General features: G+C 64.4%; 16 protein-coding genes and 1 pseudogene. 11 read left to right on the top strand and 6 right to left on the bottom strand.

The genetic code is table 11. From position 1 onward, the window contains the following. Complete coding sequence (locus AC0GNR_RS09810; protein WP_472900775.1) at positions 1-153, bottom strand: hypothetical protein; 153 nt, start codon at positions 151-153, stop codon at positions 1-3. A gap of 131 nt (positions 154-284) precedes the next feature. Then, a complete protein-coding gene (gene queA, locus AC0GNR_RS09805) occupies positions 285-1,403 on the bottom strand; it encodes a tRNA preQ1(34) S-adenosylmethionine ribosyltransferase-isomerase QueA (RefSeq protein ID WP_472900774.1) in 1,119 nt (372 codons plus the stop codon). A 90-nt stretch (positions 1,404-1,493) separates the two neighbouring features. On the opposite strand from queA, the gene recG reads away from it, so the two are divergent. The 4 genes from recG to AC0GNR_RS09785 are packed head-to-tail and all read left to right on the top strand — an operon-like array spanning position 1,494 to position 6,295. Next, positions 1,494-3,767: an ATP-dependent DNA helicase RecG gene (gene recG, locus AC0GNR_RS09800; protein ID WP_472900773.1), complete on the top strand. Its 2,274-nt coding sequence runs from the start codon at positions 1,494-1,496 to the stop codon at positions 3,765-3,767. A 59-nt stretch (positions 3,768-3,826) separates the two neighbouring features. Further along, positions 3,827-4,786, top strand: a complete 960-nt coding sequence (locus tag AC0GNR_RS09795; RefSeq protein ID WP_472900772.1) for a LysR substrate-binding domain-containing protein — start codon at positions 3,827-3,829, stop codon at positions 4,784-4,786. 27 nt (positions 4,787-4,813) lie between these two features. After that, positions 4,814-5,317: a Dps family protein gene (locus AC0GNR_RS09790; protein WP_304833710.1), complete on the top strand. Its 504-nt coding sequence runs from the start codon at positions 4,814-4,816 to the stop codon at positions 5,315-5,317. 57 nt (positions 5,318-5,374) lie between these two features. Beyond that, positions 5,375-6,295: a 4-hydroxybenzoate octaprenyltransferase gene (locus AC0GNR_RS09785; protein WP_472900771.1), complete on the top strand. Its 921-nt coding sequence runs from the start codon at positions 5,375-5,377 to the stop codon at positions 6,293-6,295. 6 nt (positions 6,296-6,301) lie between these two features. On the opposite strand, the gene proC is transcribed toward AC0GNR_RS09785, so the two are convergent. From proC to AC0GNR_RS09770, 3 genes are all read right to left on the bottom strand, one after another. Next, complete coding sequence (gene proC / locus AC0GNR_RS09780; protein ID WP_472900770.1) at positions 6,302-7,129, bottom strand: pyrroline-5-carboxylate reductase; 828 nt, start codon at positions 7,127-7,129, stop codon at positions 6,302-6,304. 137 nt (positions 7,130-7,266) lie between these two features. Then, the gene (gene glpK / locus AC0GNR_RS09775) at positions 7,267-8,760 is read right to left on the bottom strand and encodes a glycerol kinase GlpK (RefSeq protein ID WP_472900872.1); all 1,494 of its coding nucleotides are present in this window, start codon (positions 8,758-8,760) and stop codon (positions 7,267-7,269) included. 11 nt (positions 8,761-8,771) lie between these two features. Beyond that, the gene (locus tag AC0GNR_RS09770) at positions 8,772-9,566 is read right to left on the bottom strand and encodes a DeoR/GlpR family DNA-binding transcription regulator (RefSeq protein WP_472900769.1); all 795 of its coding nucleotides are present in this window, start codon (positions 9,564-9,566) and stop codon (positions 8,772-8,774) included. Positions 9,567-9,746: 180 nt separating this feature from the next. Between AC0GNR_RS09770 and AC0GNR_RS09765 the strand changes: the two genes are divergently transcribed. From AC0GNR_RS09765 to AC0GNR_RS09735, 7 genes are all read left to right on the top strand, one after another. Further along, positions 9,747-10,823, top strand: coding sequence for an ABC transporter ATP-binding protein (locus AC0GNR_RS09765; RefSeq protein WP_472900768.1), 1,077 nt, complete (start codon positions 9,747-9,749; stop codon positions 10,821-10,823). 1 nt (position 10,824) lies between these two features. Continuing rightward, positions 10,825-11,910 carry an ABC transporter ATP-binding protein gene (locus AC0GNR_RS09760; RefSeq protein ID WP_472900767.1) on the top strand — a complete coding sequence of 362 codons (1,086 nt, stop codon included), beginning with the start codon at positions 10,825-10,827 and terminating at the stop codon, positions 11,908-11,910. Between the two features lie 55 nt (positions 11,911-11,965). Further along, on the top strand, positions 11,966-12,856 hold the full coding sequence (locus AC0GNR_RS09755) for a carbohydrate ABC transporter permease (RefSeq protein WP_472900766.1): 891 nt from the start codon (positions 11,966-11,968) through the stop codon (positions 12,854-12,856). Further along, complete coding sequence (locus tag AC0GNR_RS09750) at positions 12,853-13,665, top strand: carbohydrate ABC transporter permease (protein ID WP_472900765.1); 813 nt, start codon at positions 12,853-12,855, stop codon at positions 13,663-13,665. The genes AC0GNR_RS09755 and AC0GNR_RS09750 overlap by 4 nt, the downstream gene beginning before the upstream one ends. An 81-nt stretch (positions 13,666-13,746) precedes the next feature. Beyond that, entirely contained in the window at positions 13,747-14,055 is a 309-nt protein-coding gene (locus AC0GNR_RS09745; RefSeq protein ID WP_472900764.1) for a DUF2160 domain-containing protein, read from the top strand. A gap of 105 nt (positions 14,056-14,160) precedes the next feature. Continuing rightward, positions 14,161-15,894 carry an ABC transporter substrate-binding protein gene (locus tag AC0GNR_RS09740; RefSeq protein WP_472900763.1) on the top strand — a complete coding sequence of 578 codons (1,734 nt, stop codon included), beginning with the start codon at positions 14,161-14,163 and terminating at the stop codon, positions 15,892-15,894. Positions 15,895-15,962: 68 nt separating this feature from the next. Then, positions 15,963-17,579, top strand: coding sequence for a glycerol-3-phosphate dehydrogenase/oxidase (locus AC0GNR_RS09735; protein ID WP_472900762.1), 1,617 nt, complete (start codon positions 15,963-15,965; stop codon positions 17,577-17,579). On the opposite strand, the pseudogene AC0GNR_RS09730 reads toward AC0GNR_RS09735, so the two are convergent. Then, positions 17,537-18,733, bottom strand: a pseudogene (locus AC0GNR_RS09730) (FGGY family carbohydrate kinase); the annotation flags it as partial. The gene AC0GNR_RS09735 and the pseudogene AC0GNR_RS09730 sit on opposite strands and share 43 nt — an antisense overlap.

Raw genomic sequence — 18,733 nt, 5'->3', positions numbered from 1 at the left:
TCAGTTCGGCAGGGCCGTGCTGGCGCTGGCGTCAACCACGGTGCGTTCCATGGACGGGGCCGGGTCTGAGCGGTCCCAGCCCCAGGCCATCAAGAGGGCCAGGCTCAGCGAAAGCAGCAGGGCCAGGCCCAGGCGGACAAAAATTTCAATCACGTTGGCGCTCTTTGGACTGCGTGGGTGGATGGGTGGGAATTGTGCCCACCGCAGCCCTGGCTCTTGCTTGAAATTCGGTAAAAAGCGTTACAAAAAATCGTGCGCTTGCCAGATTGTTTGCGCCACTGTCGTCAAACGGACGCAGGTGCGTCGGTTTTTTGCAGCAGCATGGCGTCGCCATAACTGAAAAAACGGTAGCTGTGCGCCACTGCGTGGCGGTACAGGTCCATCACCCGTTCAAAGCCGGCGAACGCGCTCACCAGCATCATCAGCGTGGACTTGGGCAGGTGAAAGTTGGTCACCAGCAGGTCCACCACCCGAAATTCAAACCCGGGCGTGATGAAAATGTTGGTGTCGCCTTGTGTGTGCCCGGTTTGCGCCCAGCTTTCCAGTGTGCGCACGGTGGTGGTGCCCACCGCCACCACACGCCCGCCACGGGTCCGGCAGTCGGCAATGGCTTGCAGGGTTTCCGGGGGGATCGCGTAGCGCTCGTGGTGCATCACGTGTTCGCTGATCTGCTCGGTTTTCATGGGTGCAAAGGTGCCCGCGCCCACATGCAGCGTCACGCTGGCGCGCTGCACGCCACGCGCTTGCAGGGCGGCGAGCACGCCTTCGTCGAAGTGCAAGGCAGCGGTGGGCGCGGCCACGGCACCGGGCACTCGGGCAAACACAGTCTGGTAGCGGCGCTCGTCGTCGGCGCCGTCGCTGTGGGTGATGTAAGGCGGTAGCGGCACATGGCCGTGGCGCGCCATCAGGTCGTAAGGCGTTTCGTCGGCGGCCCCCAGCAGGCGCAGGCGAAACAGCTGGCCGTTTTCGTCGGGCCAGCGGCCCAGGAACACGGCATCAAAACCACCGCCTTTCAGCCCACCGGCCAGGTGCAGCAAGCCGCCGGGCTGCGGCTTTTTGCTCATGCGAATGTGCGCCACCACCTCTTGTCCCGAGCCGTCCAGCGCCTCGTGCGGCAGCAGCACGCGCTCGATCAGGATTTCAAACTTGCCGCCGCTGGCTTTTTCGCCAAACAGACGGGCCTTGACGACCTGGGTGTCGTTGAACACCAGCAAGTCGCCGGGTTGCAGCAGGCTGGGCAGGTGGCGAAAGATGCGGTCCACGGCCTGCGGGCCGGTGGCGTCAAGCAGGCGCGAGGCGCTGCGTTCGGTGGCGGGGTGCTGGGCGATCAGGTGCTCGGGCAGCTGGAAATCGAAGTCGGCCACCACAAAGGGGCGTGTCGGGTCAGGGGATGAAGCGTTCATGTTGCTTGAGGGCCGGACGAGGCCCGTTCCAAGAAAAAGTGGGAGAACAAGACTGAAAAAGGTGGATAAAAAGACAGGCAGAATTGTCCCATGACCGCCGACGCGCCCAAGCCAGCCCCCCGCAAAGAGCTCTCTGCCCCGCAAAAAGCCTTGCACAAGCTCGGCTTGGTGCGCAGCATCGACCTGGCCTTGCACCTGCCGTTGCGCTACGAGGACGAAACCCGCATCGTGCGGATGACCGATGCGCGCGAGGGCCAGACGGTGCAGGTGGAAGGCACGGTGACCCACAGCGAGATCACCCTGCGCCCACGCCGCCAGCTGCTGGTGACGCTGGACGACGGTTCGGACACCTGCACGTTGCGCTTTTTCAGCTTCTACCCCTCGCACCAGAAAGCGCTGGCGGTGGGTGCCCGGGTGCGGGTGCGCGGCGAAATCCGGGGCGGCTTCATGGGCCGCACCATCATGCACCCCGCCTTTCATGCCGCCGGCGGTGAGCTGCCCAACGCGCTCACGCCGGTGTACCCCACCAGCGCGCAACTGCCCCAGGTGTATTTGCGCAAGGTGGTGGCCAGTGGGCTGGCACGGGCCGACCTGAGCGAAACCCTGCCGCCCGAACTGCTGGGCAGCTTGCAAGCGGTGGTGCGCGCGCCGTGGACGCTGCGCGACGCCTTGCGCTACCTGCACCAGCCGGGCCCCGACGTGTCGCTGGAGGCGCTGGAAGACCGCAGCCACCCGGCCTGGCAGCGCCTGAAAGCCGAAGAGTTGCTGGCACAGCAACTGTCGCAGTTGACGGCCAAGCGCGAGCGCGATGCCTTGCGCGCCCCGGCGCTGCACACCGTGCCGGGTGGCGTGCACGAGCAACTGCTGGGTGCGCTGCCTTTCAACCTCACCCAAGCCCAGCGCCGTGTGGGCGAAGACATTGCCCGCGACCTGGCGCGCCCCGTGCCCATGCACCGGTTGCTGCAGGGCGACGTGGGTTCGGGCAAAACCGTGGTGGCTGCGTTGGCCGCCGCTATTGCCATCGACTCGGGCTGGCAGTGCGCGCTGATGGCACCGACCGAAATATTGGCTGAGCAGCATTTCGCCAAGCTCATTGGCTGGCTGGAGCCCGTGCTGGCTCCGCTGGGCAAACGGGTGGCCTGGCTCACCGGTAGCCAGAAGAAAAAACAGCGCACCGAGATGCTGGGGCTGATTGCCAGCGGTGAGGCTGCGCTGGTGGTAGGCACGCACGCCGTGATCCAGGACCAGGTGGTGTTCAAAAACCTGGCGCTGGCCATCATCGACGAACAGCACCGCTTTGGTGTGGCGCAGCGCTTGGCGCTGAGAAGCAAGATGAGCCCGGCAGCGGAGGGGGATCCCAACCCAGAACGCCACGGAACCGGCTTTGCCGGGCCGCAGGCGTTGCCCATTGAGGGGCGGAGCGGCGACGCGCAGCGCGCAAGCGACGGGGGGGAACCTCATATGCTCATGATGACGGCCACCCCCATTCCGCGCACGCTCGCCATGAGCTACTACGCCGACCTGGATGTGTCCACCATTGACGAGCTGCCGCCAGGGCGCACGCCCATCGTCACCAAAGTGGTGTCGGACCAGCGCCGCCACGAAGTGATTGAGCGCATCCGCGCCCAGGTGGCGCAAGGGCGGCAGGTGTATTGGGTGTGCCCGCTGATTGAAGAGAGCGAGGCGCTGGACCTGTCCAACGCCACGGCCACCCACGCCGAATTGAGCGAGGCGCTGAACCGCAACACGGCGGTGGCCGCGCCGTTGCCGTTGCTGGCCGAGGCGGCTGAACAGCCCGCAGAACCGCCCGGGGAGGCGGGCGTGTTGGTGGGGCTGCTGCACTCTCGCATGCCGGTGGCCGAGAAAAAAGCCGTCATGGCCTTGTTCAGCGCCGGCCACATGGGGGTGCTGGTGTCCACCACGGTGATTGAAGTGGGCGTGGACGTGCCCAACGCGTCCTTGATGGTGATCGAGCACGCCGAGCGCTTTGGGCTGAGCCAGTTGCACCAGCTGCGCGGGCGGGTGGGGCGCGGCGCAGCGGCGTCGGCTTGTGTTTTGCTCTATACCCCGCCCGACGGCGGGCGCCTGGGTGAGACCGCCCGCGAGCGCCTCAAAGCCATGGCCGAAACCAATGACGGCTTCGAGATCGCCCGGCGCGACCTGGAGATTCGCGGCCCCGGCGAGTTTCTGGGGGCTCGGCAGTCCGGCGCGGCTATGTTGCGGTTTGCCGACCTGGCCACCGACGGCCACCTGCTGGACTGGGCGCGCCAGGCTGCCGTGCACATGCTGGCGCAGCACCCGCAAGCGGCCGAAAAGCACATTGCCCGCTGGCTCGGCACCAAGGCCGAATACCTCAAGGCTTGAGACACCCCGCGCCGCAGGCGGTGTGAGGCGATTCCGTGCCTTGGGGGCACAATAGAACCATGACGCTCACCGAACTCAAATACATCGTGGCTGTGGCGCGCGAGAAGCACTTTGGCAAGGCGGCTGAAGCCTGTTTTGTGTCGCAGCCCACCCTGTCTGTGGCCATCAAAAAGCTGGAAGAAGAGCTGGAAGTGAAAATCTTCGAGCGCAACGCCAGCGAAATCGCCGTCACGCCGCTGGGTGAAGAGATCGTGCGCCAGGCGCAAACCGTGCTGGAGCAGGCAGCGAGCATCAAGGAGATTGCCAAGCGCGGCAAAGATCCGCTCACCGGCCCGCTGCGCCTGGGGGTGATCTACACCATTGGGCCTTACCTGCTGCCCGACCTGGTGCGCCACGTCATCGACCGCACGCCGCAAATGCCGCTGATGTTGCTGGAGAACTTCACCGTCAAGTTGCTGGAACAGCTGCGCCTGGGCGAGATTGACTGCGCGATTTTGGCCGAGCCGTTTCCCGACACCAACCTGGCCATTGCGCCACTCTACGACGAGCCTTTTCTGGCCGCCGTGCCAGTCACGCACCCGCTGGCCAAAAACAAAGACATCACCAACGAAGAGCTCAAGCGCGAGACCATGCTGCTTCTGGGCACCGGCCATTGCTTTCGCGACCACGTGCTGGAGGTGTGCCCCGAGTTTGCACGCTTCTCCAGCGACACCGAAGGCATCCGCAAGAGCTTTGAGGGCTCGTCGCTGGAAACCATCAAGCACATGGTGGCCGCGGGCATGGGTGTGACGCTGGTGCCCCGCCTGTCGGTGCCGTCATCGGCGCTCGAAGGCTCAGCCACCCCGGGGCAGGACTTTGGCGACTCGTCCTATGTGCGCTATCTGCCGTTCAAAGGCGAGGCGCCCACCCGCCGCGTGGTGCTGGCCTGGCGCCGCAGCTTCACCCGCTACGAAGCCATTGCCGAATTGCGCAACGCCATCTATGCCTGCGAGCTGCCGGGCGTCAAACGCCTCTCTTAACGTTTTTTCAATTTCAGGAGCTTCCCCATGGCCAAAACCGCCAGCAAAGTCGCCGCGCCCACCATCAACATCGGTATCAACGAAAAGGACCGCGCGGCGATTGCCAAAGGCCTGTCCAGGCTGCTGGCCGACACCTACACGCTGTACCTGACCACGCACAACTTCCACTGGAACGTGACCGGCCCCATGTTCAATTCGTTGCACGCGATGTTCATGGCGCAGTACACCGAGCTGTGGACCGCCGTGGACCCGGTGGCCGAGCGCATCCGCTCGCTGGGCCACGCCGCACCGGGCAGTTACGCCCAGTTCGGCAAGCTCAGCTCGGTGCCCGATGCCCCGGCCACACCGCCGAAAGCCATGGAGATGGTGCGCATCCTGGTGCAGGGCCACGAAGCGGTGGCACGCACCGCGCGCGAGCTGTTCGCCGTGGTGGACAAGGCCGGTGACGAACCCACCGCCGACCTGCTGACGCAGCGCTTGACGGTGCACGAGCAGACCGCGTGGATGTTGCGCTCGATCCTCGAAGAGTGACCCAGCCCGGCGCCGTTTGAACGGCGTCCACACCGACTTTCTCGTCCGCGTTTGCGCATGTCCTCTCGTTTGTCTTTGTATCTCGACCTGATCCGCTGGAACCGTCCCGCCGGTTGGCTGCTGCTGCTGTGGCCGTCGCTATCGGCACTCTGGCTGGCGGCTGAGGGTTTTCCGGGTGTGCACTTGCTGGCCGTGTTTGTGGCGGGCACCATCCTCATGCGCAGCGCCGGTTGCTGCGTCAATGACGTGGCCGACCGCGAGTTTGACAAACACGTCAAACGCACCGCGCAGCGTCCGGTCACCAGTGGGCGCGTGGGGGTGAAAGAAGCGCTGGGTGTGGGTGCCGTGCTGGCGCTGGTGGCGTTTTTGCTGGTGCTCACCACCAATGTGGCGACCATCGTTTGGTCGTTCCTCGGGCTGGTGCTGGCGCTGGTCTACCCCTACGCCAAGCGCTACGTGTCCATGCCGCAGGCCGTGCTGGGCGTCGCGTTCAGCTTTGGTATTCCCATGGCGTTTGCGGCGGTGAACGGCGGCCCAACTTTGGAGCTGTTGGGTTCAGCAACACCGTGGGCTGCGCCCGGCTTCTGGAGCCGCGTCTGGCACAGCGTGCCGTCGCTGGCTTGGCTGCTGATGGTGGGCAACCTGTTTTGGGTGCTGGCTTATGACACCGAATACGCCATGGTGGACCGCGACGACGACCTGAAGATCGGCATGAAAACCTCGGCCATCACCCTGGGCGACCGCGACGTGCCGCTGGTGGTTGCCTTTTACCTGGTCTTTCTGGCCATCTGGACCGCAGCCCTGTGGAACACGGTCAACCCATGGGTGTGGAGCGCCATGTTGGTGGTGGCACTCGCGCAAGTGCTTGGGCACTTCCGGCTCATCAAGGACCGCACCCGAGAAGGCTGTTTCAAAGCCTTCCGCCTCAACCACTGGCTGGGCTTCACGGTGTTTGTCGGCGTCGTGCTGGGTGTTTGATCGGGGTCACTTGCCGAACTCGCGGCCCAGTTCTTCAGCGCGTTTCTGGGCGGCCAGCATCGCGTCTTCAAACTTGGCCTTCACCCCGGCCGCTTCCATCGACGTGATGGCCGCGTACGTGGTGCCACCCTTGGACGTGACGCGTTCGCGCAGGGTCTGCAGCGGCTCGCTGGAGCGCTGAGCCAAGGTGGCCGCGCCCAGGAATGTGCTCACAGCCAGCTGCTGAGCCACTTCCGGCGGCAAGCCCATCTGGGTGCCTGCGTCGCGCATGGCTTCCAGGAAATAAAACACATAGGCTGGGCCCGAGCCAGACAGCGCGGTCACCGCGTCCAGCTGTTTCTCGGCGTCCACCCACACCAGGTCGCCGGTGGTTTTCACCACGGTTTCAACCAGTGAGCGTTCGGCGGCGCTCACATCGGGGCGGGCAAACAGGCCCGTCATGCCCAACCCCACCAGGGCGGGGGTGTTGGGCATGGCGCGCACGACGCGTGGCGTGCCCAGCCAGGCGGCGATGCTGTCGCTGGTGATGCCGGCGGCCACGCTCAGGTGCAGCGTGTCCCCCAGAAATAGCCGTGCCTGTGCCGCAGCGTCCTTGAATGTCTGGGGTTTCACCGCCCACACCACCAGGCCCGAGGGCTGCAGCGCCGGGCTGGCCGTTTCCAGCACGGCCGTGCCGGCAAACTGCTGCGCCAGGCGGGTGCGCTGCTCGTCCCAGGGTTCGACCACTTGAATGGCGTTGGCTGGATGACCCTGGCGAACCAGGCCGCCGATGATGGCGCTGGCCATGTTGCCGCCGCCGATGAAGGTGATGATGGGGTGGGTGGATGTGTTCATGCCACGATTGTCGCCCGTGGCTTGGTGGATCGGAGCAATGCTTCCGGAGCGATGGGCCTTTCCACCCAGGATGCGGTGGAACCGGCCGGGCCACTCGCACCGCCCCTGGGGGGCGCGAAGCGGCGCGGGGGGAATCTTCACCTCGCCACGGTTTGCCGCACCGCGTGTTCCCACTGCGCCATGTGCGCGGCAGCGTGTTCGCGCGACCATTGGGGTTGAAAGACGCGCTCAGTGCGCCACTGTGCGGACAGCTCGTCCAGCCCGCCATACAGGCCCGTGTGCAGCCCGGCCAGGTAGGCCGCGCCCAGGGCGGTGGTCTCAATCACCGCTGGCCGCACCACCGGAATGCCCAGCAAGTCGGCCTGTATCTGCATCAGCAAATCGTTCACGCAGGCACCCCCGTCCACCCGCAGTTCGCTCACCGCCACACCACCCGCTGCCACGGCGTCGCGGCTCATGGCGTCGAGCAGGGCGGTGCTCTGGAAGGCAATGCTCTCCAGCGCCGCCCGCGCAATGTGCGCCATGGTGGTTCCCCTTGTAAGCCCCACGATGCTGCCGCGGCTGTCGGGCTGCCAGTACGGCGCACCCAGGCCGGTGAAGGCGGGCACCATCACCACGCCGCCCGCGTCGGGCACGCTCTCGGCCAACGCCTGCACCTCGCTGCTGGACTGTATGGCCCGCAGGCCATCGCGCAGCCACTGCACCACCGCGCCGCCAATGAACACGCTGCCTTCCAGAGCGTATTGCGGCTGTCCCGGTGCCTGCGCCGCAGCGGTGGTGATCAGCCCGTTCTGGCTCAGTTGAAAGCGTTCGCCGGTGTGCATCAGCATGAAACAGCCGGTGCCGTAGGTGTTTTTCGCCATGCCGGCTGAAAAGCAGGCCTGGCCAAACAGCGCGCTCTGCTGGTCGCCCGCCACGCCGCCAATGTCAAGCGCCGCGCCCAGCCATTCGGACTGGATGGTGCCGAAATACGCCGCTGAAGGCCGTGCCTGTGGCATCAGGCTGGACGGTATGTCCAGCGCGGCCATCAGTTCGTCGTCCCAGGTGTTGGTGTGGATGTTGAACAGCATCGTGCGCGCGGCGTTACTGAAATCGGTGGCGTGCACCGCGCCCCCGGTGAGCTGCCAGATGAGCCAGCTGTCCACCGTGCCAAACGCCAGCTCACCCCGATCGGCCTGCGCCCGGGCGCCCGGCACATGGTCCAGGATCCACTTGAGTTTGGTCCCTGAAAAATAGGCATCAATGCGCAAGCCGGTTTTCTGCAACACGGTGTCGTTCAAACCTCGAGAGCGCAGTTCAGCGCAGGAGGCTTCTGCACGGCGGTCTTGCCAGACGATGGCGTTGTACACAGGCTCACCGGTGCGACGGTTCCACACCACAGTGGTCTCGCGCTGGTTGGTGATGCCCACCGCGTGTATGGCGCTGGCCGCCAGCCCGGCTTTTTGCAACACTTCCCGCGCCGTTTCCAGCTGTGTAGTCCATAGAACGCGCGGGTCGTGCTCCACCCACCCTGGCTGCGGATACATCTGGCGAAACTCGCGCTGTGCCATGGCCAACACACGGCCACTGCGGTCAAACACGATGCTGCGTGAACTGGAGGTGCCCTGGTCCAGGGCGAGCAAGTAGGTCATCTGGTTGGTTCTCATGTGGCGTGGGGACGTGTGGGGGCATCGCCACCAGCCAGCACGCATTCCACGTGGGCCTGCACCATCAGTTCGCCAAAGGATGGGGGCGGGGCCTGGTCGGTGAACACCACGTCGATTTCGTCTAGCCGCGCCAGCTCGACCATGGCCGGACGATTGAACTTGCTGTGGTCAGCGGCCAGCCACACCTCGCGCGATTGCTCGATGATGGTGCGCGCCACCTTCACCTCGCGGTAGTCAAAGTCGCGCAGCGTGCCGTCGGCTTCAATGCCGCTGATGCCGATGAGGCCGATGTCGACCTTGAACTGCCGCATGAAATCCACCGTGGCCTCGCCCACGATGCCTTGATCGGCACCGCGCACCAAGCCGCCCGCGACGATCACCTCGAAGTCGGGGTTGGTGCTCAGCAGGGCGGCGATGTGCAGGTTGTTGGTGATCACACGCAGGCCGCGATGCCCCAGCAACTCGTGTGCCACCGCCTCGATGGTGGTGCCGATGTTCAGGATCAGCGAACAGCCGTTGGGCACGCGTTGCGCGATGGCGCGGGCGATGCCGGTCTTGGCCTCCGACAGCATGGCCTTGCGCTGTCGGTAGGCGATGTTTTCGGTGGTGGAGCCGGGCAAGCGTACGCCGCCGTGAAAGCGCGACAGCAGACCGGCTTCGGCCAGACGCTGCACGTCGCGCCGCACGGTCTGCAACGTGACGCCGAAACGCTCGGCCAGTGCTTCGATGGTCTGTGGCCCTTGATGACGCACTTCGTCGAGCAATTGGGTATGGCGGGGGTTCAGGTTCATTTTGAGGAGCGGATGGGCCGCGACGGAGCGCGAACAGGGGTCAACCCGAACATAACGGAAAACATTGACGGCAGGCTTAGGGTTAATACCGAATAGAAAAGAACATAAACGAACAATAAAATCCAGCAACCGAAAAAAATCCGAGCCCGCTGTGGGCCGGACCTTAGATGGAACCCCCTGATGCAGCTTTCTCTGGAAAACGTGGGCAAGACCGTTGGACCCGAGGTCCATCTTTACCCCCAGAGCCTCACCCTGGCGCCGGGTGCGGTCACGGTCCTGCTGGGCGCCACCCAGGCGGGTAAGACCAGCCTGATGCGCCTGATGGCTGGTCTGGACACGGCCAGCACCGGCCGTGTTGTGGTCGACGGCGTGGACGTGACGCGCCACTCGGTTCGCCAGCGCAACGTGGCCATGGTCTACCAGCAGTTCGTCAACTACCCGTCGATGACGGTGGCGCGCAACATCGCCTCGCCGATGCGTCTGCGTGGGGACCGCGACGTGGACCAACGGGTGCGCGAACTGGCTGAACGCCTGCACATCCAGATGTTCCTGGATCGCCTGCCCGCCGAACTCTCGGGTGGTCAGCAGCAGCGGGTGGCGCTTGCCCGCGCGCTGGCCAAGCAGGCGCCGCTGATGCTGCTCGACGAACCTCTTGTGAACCTGGACTACAAGCTGCGCGAAGAACTGCGCGAAGAGCTCACGCAGCTCTTTGCCACCGGCGAATCCACCGTGGTGTACGCCACCACCGAGCCGGGCGAGGCCCTGCTGCTGGGCGGCTACACCGCCGTGATGGACGCTGGTGAGCTGCTGCAGTACGGCCCGACCGCTGAGGTCTTCCACGCTCCGAAGAACATCCGCGTGGCCCGGGCGTTCAGCGACCCACCCATGAACCTGATCGACGCCTCTGCGGTGACCGCTGGCGTGCAGGTACCGAGCGGCGCGGTCTGGCCATTGGCCTTGCCACCCGCCGCCCCGGCCGCGCTCTCGCTGGGACTTCGCGCCGGTGGCCTGCGAATGGTGCAGCGCCCCGGCGATATCGCCATCACCGGGCGCGTGGAGCTGGCCGAAATCGCCGGGTCCGACACCTTTGTGCATGTGCATGCCGACGTGGGCGAACTCGTCGCGCAGCTTACCGGTGTGCACAACTGCGCCATCGGCGAAGCCATCACCCTCTACCTGAGCCCCGCCAGCCTGTTCGTGTTCGACGCTGCCGGTCCCCTGCTGCTGGCGCCCGCGCGCAACGGAAAGGCCCACTGACATGGCCCGCATCGAACTGGATCTGGCACACGCCTACAAACCCAATCCCCAGGCCGACGACGACTACGCCTTGCTGCCCATGAAGATGTGCTTCGAGGACGGCGGCGCCTACGCCTTGCTTGGCCCCTCGGGCTGCGGCAAGACCACCATGCTCAATGTCATGTCGGGCCTGCTGGTGCCCTCACAGGGCACGGTGCTCTTTGACGGCCGCGACGTGACCCGCCTTAGCCCGCAGCAGCGCAACATTGCGCAGGTCTTCCAGTTTCCGGTGATCTACGACACCATGACCGTGGCGGAGAACCTAGCCTTTCCGCTGAAGAACCGCAAGGTGCCGGCAGCTGAGATCACGCAGCGCGTTGGCCGAATTGCCGAAATGCTGGAAATGAGCCACCAGCTCGACATGCGCGCGGCCGGCCTGAGTGCCGACCAGAAGCAGAAGATCTCGCTGGGGCGAGGGCTGGTGCGATCCGATGTGTCGGCCGTGCTGTTCGACGAGCCGCTGACCGTGATCGACCCGCACCTGAAGTGGCAGCTGCGGCGCAAGCTCAAGCAGATCCACCACGAGCTCAAGCTGACGCTCATCTATGTGACGCACGATCAGGTGGAGGCGCTCACCTTTGCCGACGAAGTGGTGGTGATGACCAAGGGCCGCGCCGTGCAGGTGGGCCCGGCCGAGGCGCTGTTCGAGCGGCCGGCCCACACTTTTGTGGGCCACTTCATTGGATCACCGGGTATGAACTTTCTGCCGGCTTTGCATCAATCGGGAGGCCTGCGCGTGCTGGACCAGCCACTTGCGCTGCCGCCCGGACAGCACTTGCCCGACGGCGCGCTGACCCTGGGTATCCGACCCGAGTACTTGGCGTTCGGTGGGGCAGGGGAGGCCAACACGCTCGCCGCCACCGTGACGCGCGTGCAGGACATCGGCACCTACGTCATGGTCACCTGCAGCATGAGTGAGAAGGCCGGGCACAGCATGAAGTGCCGCCTGCAGCCCGAAACTCCGGCACCGGCGGTGGGCGAGCGCGTGCACCTGCGCGTGCTGGGCGATCACACCTGCTTCTACCGCGACGAGGTGCTGGTGGCATGAACACACATTCCCTTGAAACCGTGGCTCATGCCACCCCCGCCATGAGGAGCCGCACATGAGCACCACCACCAAACCTGTCAATCAGAAAGCCTGGTGGCTGGTGCTGCCGGTCATCATTTGTGTAGCCTTCTCGGCCATCCTGCCGCTGATGACGGTGGTCAACTACTCGGTGCAGGACATCCTGTCGCCCGACCGCCGCATCTTCGTCGGTACCGAGTGGTTTGCCGCTGTCATGCGCGACCAGGACCTGCACCAGGCCCTGTGGCGTCAGATCCAGTTTTCGCTCGCGGTGCTGATGGTCGAGATTCCGCTGGGCATCGCGCTGGCGCTCTCCATGCCGGCGCAAGGCTGGCGCTCGTCGGCCGTGCTGGTGCTGGTGGCGCTCTCGTTGCTGATTCCCTGGAACGTGGTGGGCACTATCTGGCAGATCTTTGGCCGGGCCGACATTGGCCTGCTCGGCTACTACCTGCAGCAGGCCGGCTTTGACTACAGCTACACCGGCAACGCCTCGCACGCCTGGTGGACGGTGCTGGCCATGGACGTCTGGCACTGGACGCCGCTGGTGGCCCTGCTGGCGTTTGCCGGGCTGCGCAGCATCCCCGACGCCTACTACCAGGCCGCCAGCATCGACGGCGCCAGCAAGTGGGCTGTGTTCCGCTACATCCAGCTGCCCAAGATGCGCGGCGTGCTCATGATCGCGGTGCTGCTGCGCTTCATGGACAGTTTCATGATCTACACCGAGCCCTTTGTGCTCACCGGTGGCGGGCCGGGCAACGCCACCACCTTCCTGTCGCAGTACCTCACCACCAAGGCCGTGGGCCAGTTCGATGTGGGTCCTGCCGCCGCCTTCTCCCTGATCTATTTTTTCATCATCCTGCTGTTCTGCTTCGTGCTCTACAACTGGATGCAAAGCCTGGGCACGACCCAGAAGGAGGTCCAGTCATGATCGAACGCCGTTTCAAGAAACGCACCCTGTTTCTGTTCGCTTATCTGATCTTCGCCCTGTTGCCCATCTACTGGATGGTCAACATGAGCTTCAAGACCAACCAGGAAATTCTGTCCTCGTTCACCCTGTGGCCGACCGACTTCACCTGGGCCAACTACCAGACCATCTTCACCGATCCGTCGTGGTACTCGGGCTACATCAACAGCCTGATCTACGTCGGCATCAACACGGTGATTTCGCTCACCGTGGCACTGCCGGCTGCCTACGCTTTCTCGCGTTACCGCTTCCTGGGTGACAAGCACGTGTTCTTCTGGCTGCTCACCAACCGCATGACGCCGCCCGCAGTGTTCCTGCTGCCATTTTTTCAACTTTACACCACCATGGGTCTCATGGACACGCACATTGCGGTTGCCATGGCGCACCTGCTGTTCAACGTGCCGCTGGCGGTGTGGATCCTGGAAGGCTTCATGAGCGGCATCCCGCGCGAGATCGACGAAACCGCGTATGTGGACGGCTACAGCTTCCCGCGCTTCTTCTTCACCATCTTTCTGCCCCTCATCAAGGCAGGCGTGGGCGTGGCGGCGTTCTTCTGCTTCATGTTCAGCTGGGTCGAATTGCTGCTCGCCCGCACCCTCACTAGCGTGAATGCCAAGCCCATCGTGGCGACGATGACGCGTACGGTCAGCGCCAGCGGCATGGACTGGGCGACGCTGGCCGCCGCCGGCGTGCTCACCATCGTGCCCGGCGCGATCGTGATCTGGTTCGTGCGGCACTACATCGCCAAAGGCTTTGCCATGGGGCGGGTGTGATGGCACACCCCCGATGCGCCTTCGGCGCCTCTCCCTTTGCCCATTTTCCCTTGTGTGGACTAACGTTCATGGAGCAATCAAATGTTTGACTGGATGGTCTGGACCACCCCCGTGGCCATATTTTTCACCTGCATCGTGTTGATGCTGATCGGCATGACCGTGTGGGAAATGAAGTCGCCCACGGTGGAACGCAAGGGCTTCCTGCCCATGGTGACGACGCGTGGTGACCGCCTATTCATCGGTCTGCTCGGCGCGGCTTACGTCAATCTCGGCTTTGTCGGGGTGGCCGGCAAGCTCACGGAATGGTTTTCGCTGTCTCAGGAGCCCAGCATTTGGATCGGCTTCGTGATTTCGATGGCGTGGCTCTTTCTTGCTATGCGCAAGGGCTGAGACCCCACGCTCAATCGGATATTTATGGATTCGGCCCATTGTTTCCCCGGGGCCGAGCAGGTTTGTGAGAAACCGGGGAAGCGTATCGATGAAGGAGACAAAGACATGAAGTTCCGCCATACAGTGCTCGCCGTGGCCGCCGCCACTGCATTGGGTTTACCCATGGCCTGGGCCGATGAGGCCGCCGCGAAACGCTGGATCGACAGCGAGTTCCAGCCCTCCACGCTGACCAAGGCGCAGCAGGCCGCAGAGATGAAGTGGTTCATCGACGCGGCCGTAAAGCTCAAGGCCAAGGGTGTGCGGGAAATTTCGGTGGTGTCCGAAACCATCACCACGCACGAGTACGAGAGCAAGACGCTCGCCAAGGCCTTCGAAGAGATCACTGGCATCAAGGTGAAGCACGACCTGATCCAGGAAGGCGACGTGGTTGAGAAGCTGCAGACCTCCATGCAGTCCGGTCGTTCGATCTACGACGGCTGGGTCACCGACTCCGATCTAATCGGCACGCACTACCGCTATGGCAAGGTCCGAAACCTGACCGATTACATGGCCGGCAAAGGCAAGGAGTGGACCAACCCGGGGCTGGACATCAAGGACTTCATCGGCACCAGCTTCACCACCGGCCCCGACGGCAAGCTCTACCAGCTGCCCACCCAGCAGTTCGCCAACCTGTACTGGTTCCGCGCCGACCTGTTCGCACGCCAGGACCTGAAGGACAAGTTCAAGGCCAAGTACGGCTACGACCTCGGCGTGCCGCTGAACTGGAGCGCCTACGAAGACATTGCCGCTTTCTTCAGCGAAGACGTGAAGACCATCGATGGCAAGCCCATCTACGGCCATATGGATTACGGCAAGAAAGACCCGTCGCTCGGCTGGCGCTTCACCGATGCCTGGCTGTCCATGGCTGGCACCGCTGATGTGGGCATCCCCAACGGCAAACCGGTGGATGAGTGGGGCATTCGCGCGTCGGCCGACGGCTGCAACCCGCAGGGCGCCTCGGTGTCACGTGGTGGAGCAACCAATTCGCCAGCGGCTGTCTATGCACTCACCAAGTACATCGACTGGATGAAGAAGTACGCGCCCAGGGAAGCCACCGGCATGACCTTTGGCGAATCCGGGCCCGTACCCGCACAAGGTCAGATCGCCCAGCAGATCTTCTGGTACACCGCCTTCACAGCCGACATGACCAAACCTGGTCTGCCGGTGGTTAACGCCGATGGCACACCCAAATGGCGCATGGCACCTGGTCCCAATGGCCCGTACTGGAAGCCCGGCATGCAGAACGGTTACCAGGACGTGGGCAGCTGGACCTTCTTCGAGAAGCACGATGAGAACCGCACCGCCGCCGCCTGGCTGTACGCCCAGTTCGTGACCGCCAAGACCACCAGCCTGAAGAAGACCATCGTCGGTCTGACGCCCATCCGCGAGAGCGACATCCAGAGCAAGGCCATGACCGACATGGCGCCCAAGCTGGGTGGCCTGGTCGAGTTCTACCGCAGCCCGGCGCGCGTGGCCTGGACGCCCACCGGCACCAACGTGCCCGACTACCCGCGACTGGCCCAACTGTGGTGGCAGAACGTGGCCGAGGCTGTGACCGGTGAAAAGACGCCGCAGCAGGCCATGGATAACCTGGCCGAGCAGATGGACCAGGTGATGGCCCGCCTAGAGCGCGCCGGTATGGAGCGTTGCGCGCCCAAGCTGAACGCCAAAGGGGATTCCAATAAGTACCTGAGCGACAAGGCCGCGCCGTGGAAGAAACTGGCCAACGAGAAGCCCAAAGGCGAAACCATCGCCTACGACCAGCTGCTCAATGCCTGGAAAGCCGGCCGGGTGCGCTGAATGCCTCGCGTCTGAACTTCTGAAAACCGTCGCTGGCGCCCTGGCGCCAGCGACTACCCCCTTATTTCATGACCCGCGCAGACCTGCTCCAATCGCTGACCGCTCAGCCACTCTTTGACCTGGCCGTGGTCGGCGGTGGCGCCACCGGCTTGGGTGTGGCGCTCGACGCCGCCTTGCGCGGGTTCTCCGTTTTGCTGCTGGAGTCCCACGACTTCGCGGGCGGCACCTCTTCACGCTCTACCAAGCTGCTGCACGGGGGCGTGCGCTACCTGGCGCAAGGCAACATTGCCCTGGTGCGAGAGGCCCTGGCTGAACGTGCCACCGTGCTGCGCATCGCTCCACACCTGGCTCAGCCCCTGCGTTTTGTGATGCCATCCTACCGATGGTGGCAAACGCCGTTCTACGGCATTGGGCTGAAGCTCTACGACCTGATGGCCGGCCAGGCGGGCCTCGGACGCACCGATTTCCTGTCGCGTGAACAGACGCTTGCCGCCCTCCCAGGTGTGAATCAGTTGCACCTGCGCGGCGGTGTGCGCTACTGGGATGGTCAGTTCGATGATGCCCGCCTGGCGCTGGCCTTGGCTCGCACCGCAGAGGCCGCCGGCGCACAGGTGCTGAATTACGCATCCGTCACCGCAGTGCGGCGACAGCCCGATAACGCCGCCGTCTCCACGCTCGATTTCACAGACACGCTCACGGGCACCTTTCACCGGGCGCGCGCACGCTGCGTCGTCAACGCTACGGGCGTGTGGGTCGACGCGTTGCGGGCGCACGCTGGTTTGACCGATGGCGGACCCGATCAGGGCGCTCCGGCACGTATGGTCAGTCCGAGCCAAGGCGTGCACGTTGTCGTTGATCGGGAATTTCTTCCGGGCAGCCACGCCTTGCTGGTGCCCAAGACGCAAGACGGTCGCGTGCTCTTTGCCGTGCCCTGGCTGGGCAAGCTCATCCTCGGCACCACCGACACACCGCGCCAGGACCTGCCGAGAGAGCCCGCCCCCTTTGCCGCCGAGCTTGACTTCATATTGGGTGAGGCCAGCCGTGCACTCAGTCGGCCGGTACGCGAACAGGACATTCGCAGCGTCTGGGTCGGCCTGCGCCCTTTGGTGGCACCGCCCGAAACGGTGCAAGGTGGCACCAAGGTGCTCTCTCGCGAGCACACCATCGTCGTCGATCACGATGGCCTCGTGACCGTCACTGGTGGTAAATGGACCACTTACCGGGCCATGGCCGAGGACGTGCTGGCTCGCTGTTTCGACAGCGGCTTGCTGGAGCGCCGACCCAGCAGTGCCAGCGCACAGCACACCCTGGTGGGGGCACCGAAGGCTGGCCGGTCTTCGTCGCCCTTGCATGAGTCGCCGGGGCTCCACCTGTATGGCTGTGAAGCAGAGCAGGTGAACCTGTGTCCAGGAAACCGCCGTGAGTTGGGGATGGGTTTGACAGAGGCAATGGTGCGTTACGCCGTTCGTCACGAATACGCCTGTACGGTCGAAGACGTGTTGGCGAGACGCTGGCGGGTCTTGTTTCTGGATGCCCGCTTGGCAGCCGCATTGGCTCCCGCTGTGGCTGCAATCCTGGCTGAAGAAGGTATCGTTGACCCAGGCCTTACATCATTTCTGGATCTTTGCCCACACTATCTGCCATCCAGCCCGCCATACAGGCCCGTGTGCAGCCCGGCCAGGTAGGCCGCGCCCAGGGCGGTGGTCTCAATCACCGCTGGCCGCACCACCGGAATGCCCAGCAAGTCGGCCTGTATCTGCATCAGCAAATCGTTCACGCAGGCACCCCCGTCCACCCGCAGTTCGCTCACCGCCACACCACCCGCTGCCACGGCGTCGCGGCTCATGGCGTCGAGCAGGGCGGTGCTCTGGAAGGCAATGCTCTCCAGCGCCGCCCGCGCAATGTGCGCCATGGTGGTTCCCCTTGTAAGCCCCACGATGCTGCCGCGGCTGTCGGGCTGCCAGTACGGCGCACCCAGGCCGGTGAAGGCGGGCACCATCACCACGCCGCCCGCGTCGGGCACGCTCTCGGCCAACGCCTGCACCTCGCTGCTGGACTGTATGGCCCGCAGGCCATCGCGCAGCCACTGCACCACCGCGCCGCCAATGAACACGCTGCCTTCCAGAGCGTATTGCGGCTGTCCCGGTGCCTGCGCCGCAGCGGTGGTGATCAGCCCGTTCTGGCTCAGTTGAAAGCGTTCGCCGGTGTGCATCAGCATGAAACAGCCGGTGCCGTAGGTGTTTTTCGCCATGCCGGCTGAAAAGCAGGCCTGGCCAAACAGCGCGCTCTGCTGGTCGCCCGCCACGCCGCCAATGTCAAGCGCCGCGCCCAGCCATTCGGACTGGATGGTGCCGAAATACGCCGCTGAAGGCCGTGCCTGTGGCATCAGGCTGGACGGTATGTCCAGCGCGGCCATCAGTTCGTCGTCCCAGGTGTTGGTGTGGATGTTGAACAGCATCGTGCGCGCGGCGTTACTGAAATCGGTGGCGTGCACCGCGCCCCCGGTGAGCTGCCAGATGAGCCAGCTGTCCACCGTGCCAAACGCCAGCTCACCCCGATCGGCCTGCGCCCGGGCGCCCGGCACATGGTCCAGGATCCACTTGAGTTTGGTCCCTGAAAAATAGGCATCAATGCGCAAGCCGGTTTTCTGCAACACGGTGTCGTTCAAACCTCGAGAGCGCAGTTCAGCGCAGGAGGCTTCTGCACGGCGGTCTTGCCAGACGATGGCGTTGTACACAGGCTCACCGGTGCGACGGTTCCACACCACAGTGGTCTCGCGCTGGTTGGTGATGCCCACCGCGTGTATGGCGCTGGCCGCCAGCCCGGCTTTTTGCAACAC

The sequence above is a fragment of the Hydrogenophaga sp. LT287 genome, assembly GCF_055702805.1.
The sequence above is the reverse complement of the archived record's forward strand: the minus strand, read 5'-3'. Positions and strand labels throughout refer to the sequence as shown.

Coding starts and splice junctions, on each gene's coding strand:
- AC0GNR_RS09760 (WP_472900767.1), top strand. CDS start 10,825: ATGGCCCGCATCGAACTGGATCTGGCACACGCCTACAAACCCAATCCC.
- AC0GNR_RS09745 (WP_472900764.1), top strand. CDS start 13,747: ATGTTTGACTGGATGGTCTGGACCACCCCCGTGGCCATATTTTTCACC.
- AC0GNR_RS09790 (WP_304833710.1), top strand. CDS start 4,814: ATGGCCAAAACCGCCAGCAAAGTCGCCGCGCCCACCATCAACATCGGT.
- AC0GNR_RS09765 (WP_472900768.1), top strand. CDS start 9,747: ATGCAGCTTTCTCTGGAAAACGTGGGCAAGACCGTTGGACCCGAGGTC.
- AC0GNR_RS09785 (WP_472900771.1), top strand. CDS start 5,375: ATGTCCTCTCGTTTGTCTTTGTATCTCGACCTGATCCGCTGGAACCGT.
- recG (WP_472900773.1), top strand. CDS start 1,494: ATGACCGCCGACGCGCCCAAGCCAGCCCCCCGCAAAGAGCTCTCTGCC.
- glpK (WP_472900872.1), bottom strand. CDS start 8,760: ATGACCTACTTGCTCGCCCTGGACCAGGGCACCTCCAGTTCACGCAGC.
- AC0GNR_RS09770 (WP_472900769.1), bottom strand. CDS start 9,566: ATGAACCTGAACCCCCGCCATACCCAATTGCTCGACGAAGTGCGTCAT.
- AC0GNR_RS09735 (WP_472900762.1), top strand. CDS start 15,963: ATGACCCGCGCAGACCTGCTCCAATCGCTGACCGCTCAGCCACTCTTT.
- proC (WP_472900770.1), bottom strand. CDS start 7,129: ATGAACACATCCACCCACCCCATCATCACCTTCATCGGCGGCGGCAAC.
- queA (WP_472900774.1), bottom strand. CDS start 1,403: ATGAACGCTTCATCCCCTGACCCGACACGCCCCTTTGTGGTGGCCGAC.
- AC0GNR_RS09755 (WP_472900766.1), top strand. CDS start 11,966: ATGAGCACCACCACCAAACCTGTCAATCAGAAAGCCTGGTGGCTGGTG.
- AC0GNR_RS09740 (WP_472900763.1), top strand. CDS start 14,161: ATGAAGTTCCGCCATACAGTGCTCGCCGTGGCCGCCGCCACTGCATTG.
- AC0GNR_RS09750 (WP_472900765.1), top strand. CDS start 12,853: ATGATCGAACGCCGTTTCAAGAAACGCACCCTGTTTCTGTTCGCTTAT.
- AC0GNR_RS09795 (WP_472900772.1), top strand. CDS start 3,827: ATGACGCTCACCGAACTCAAATACATCGTGGCTGTGGCGCGCGAGAAG.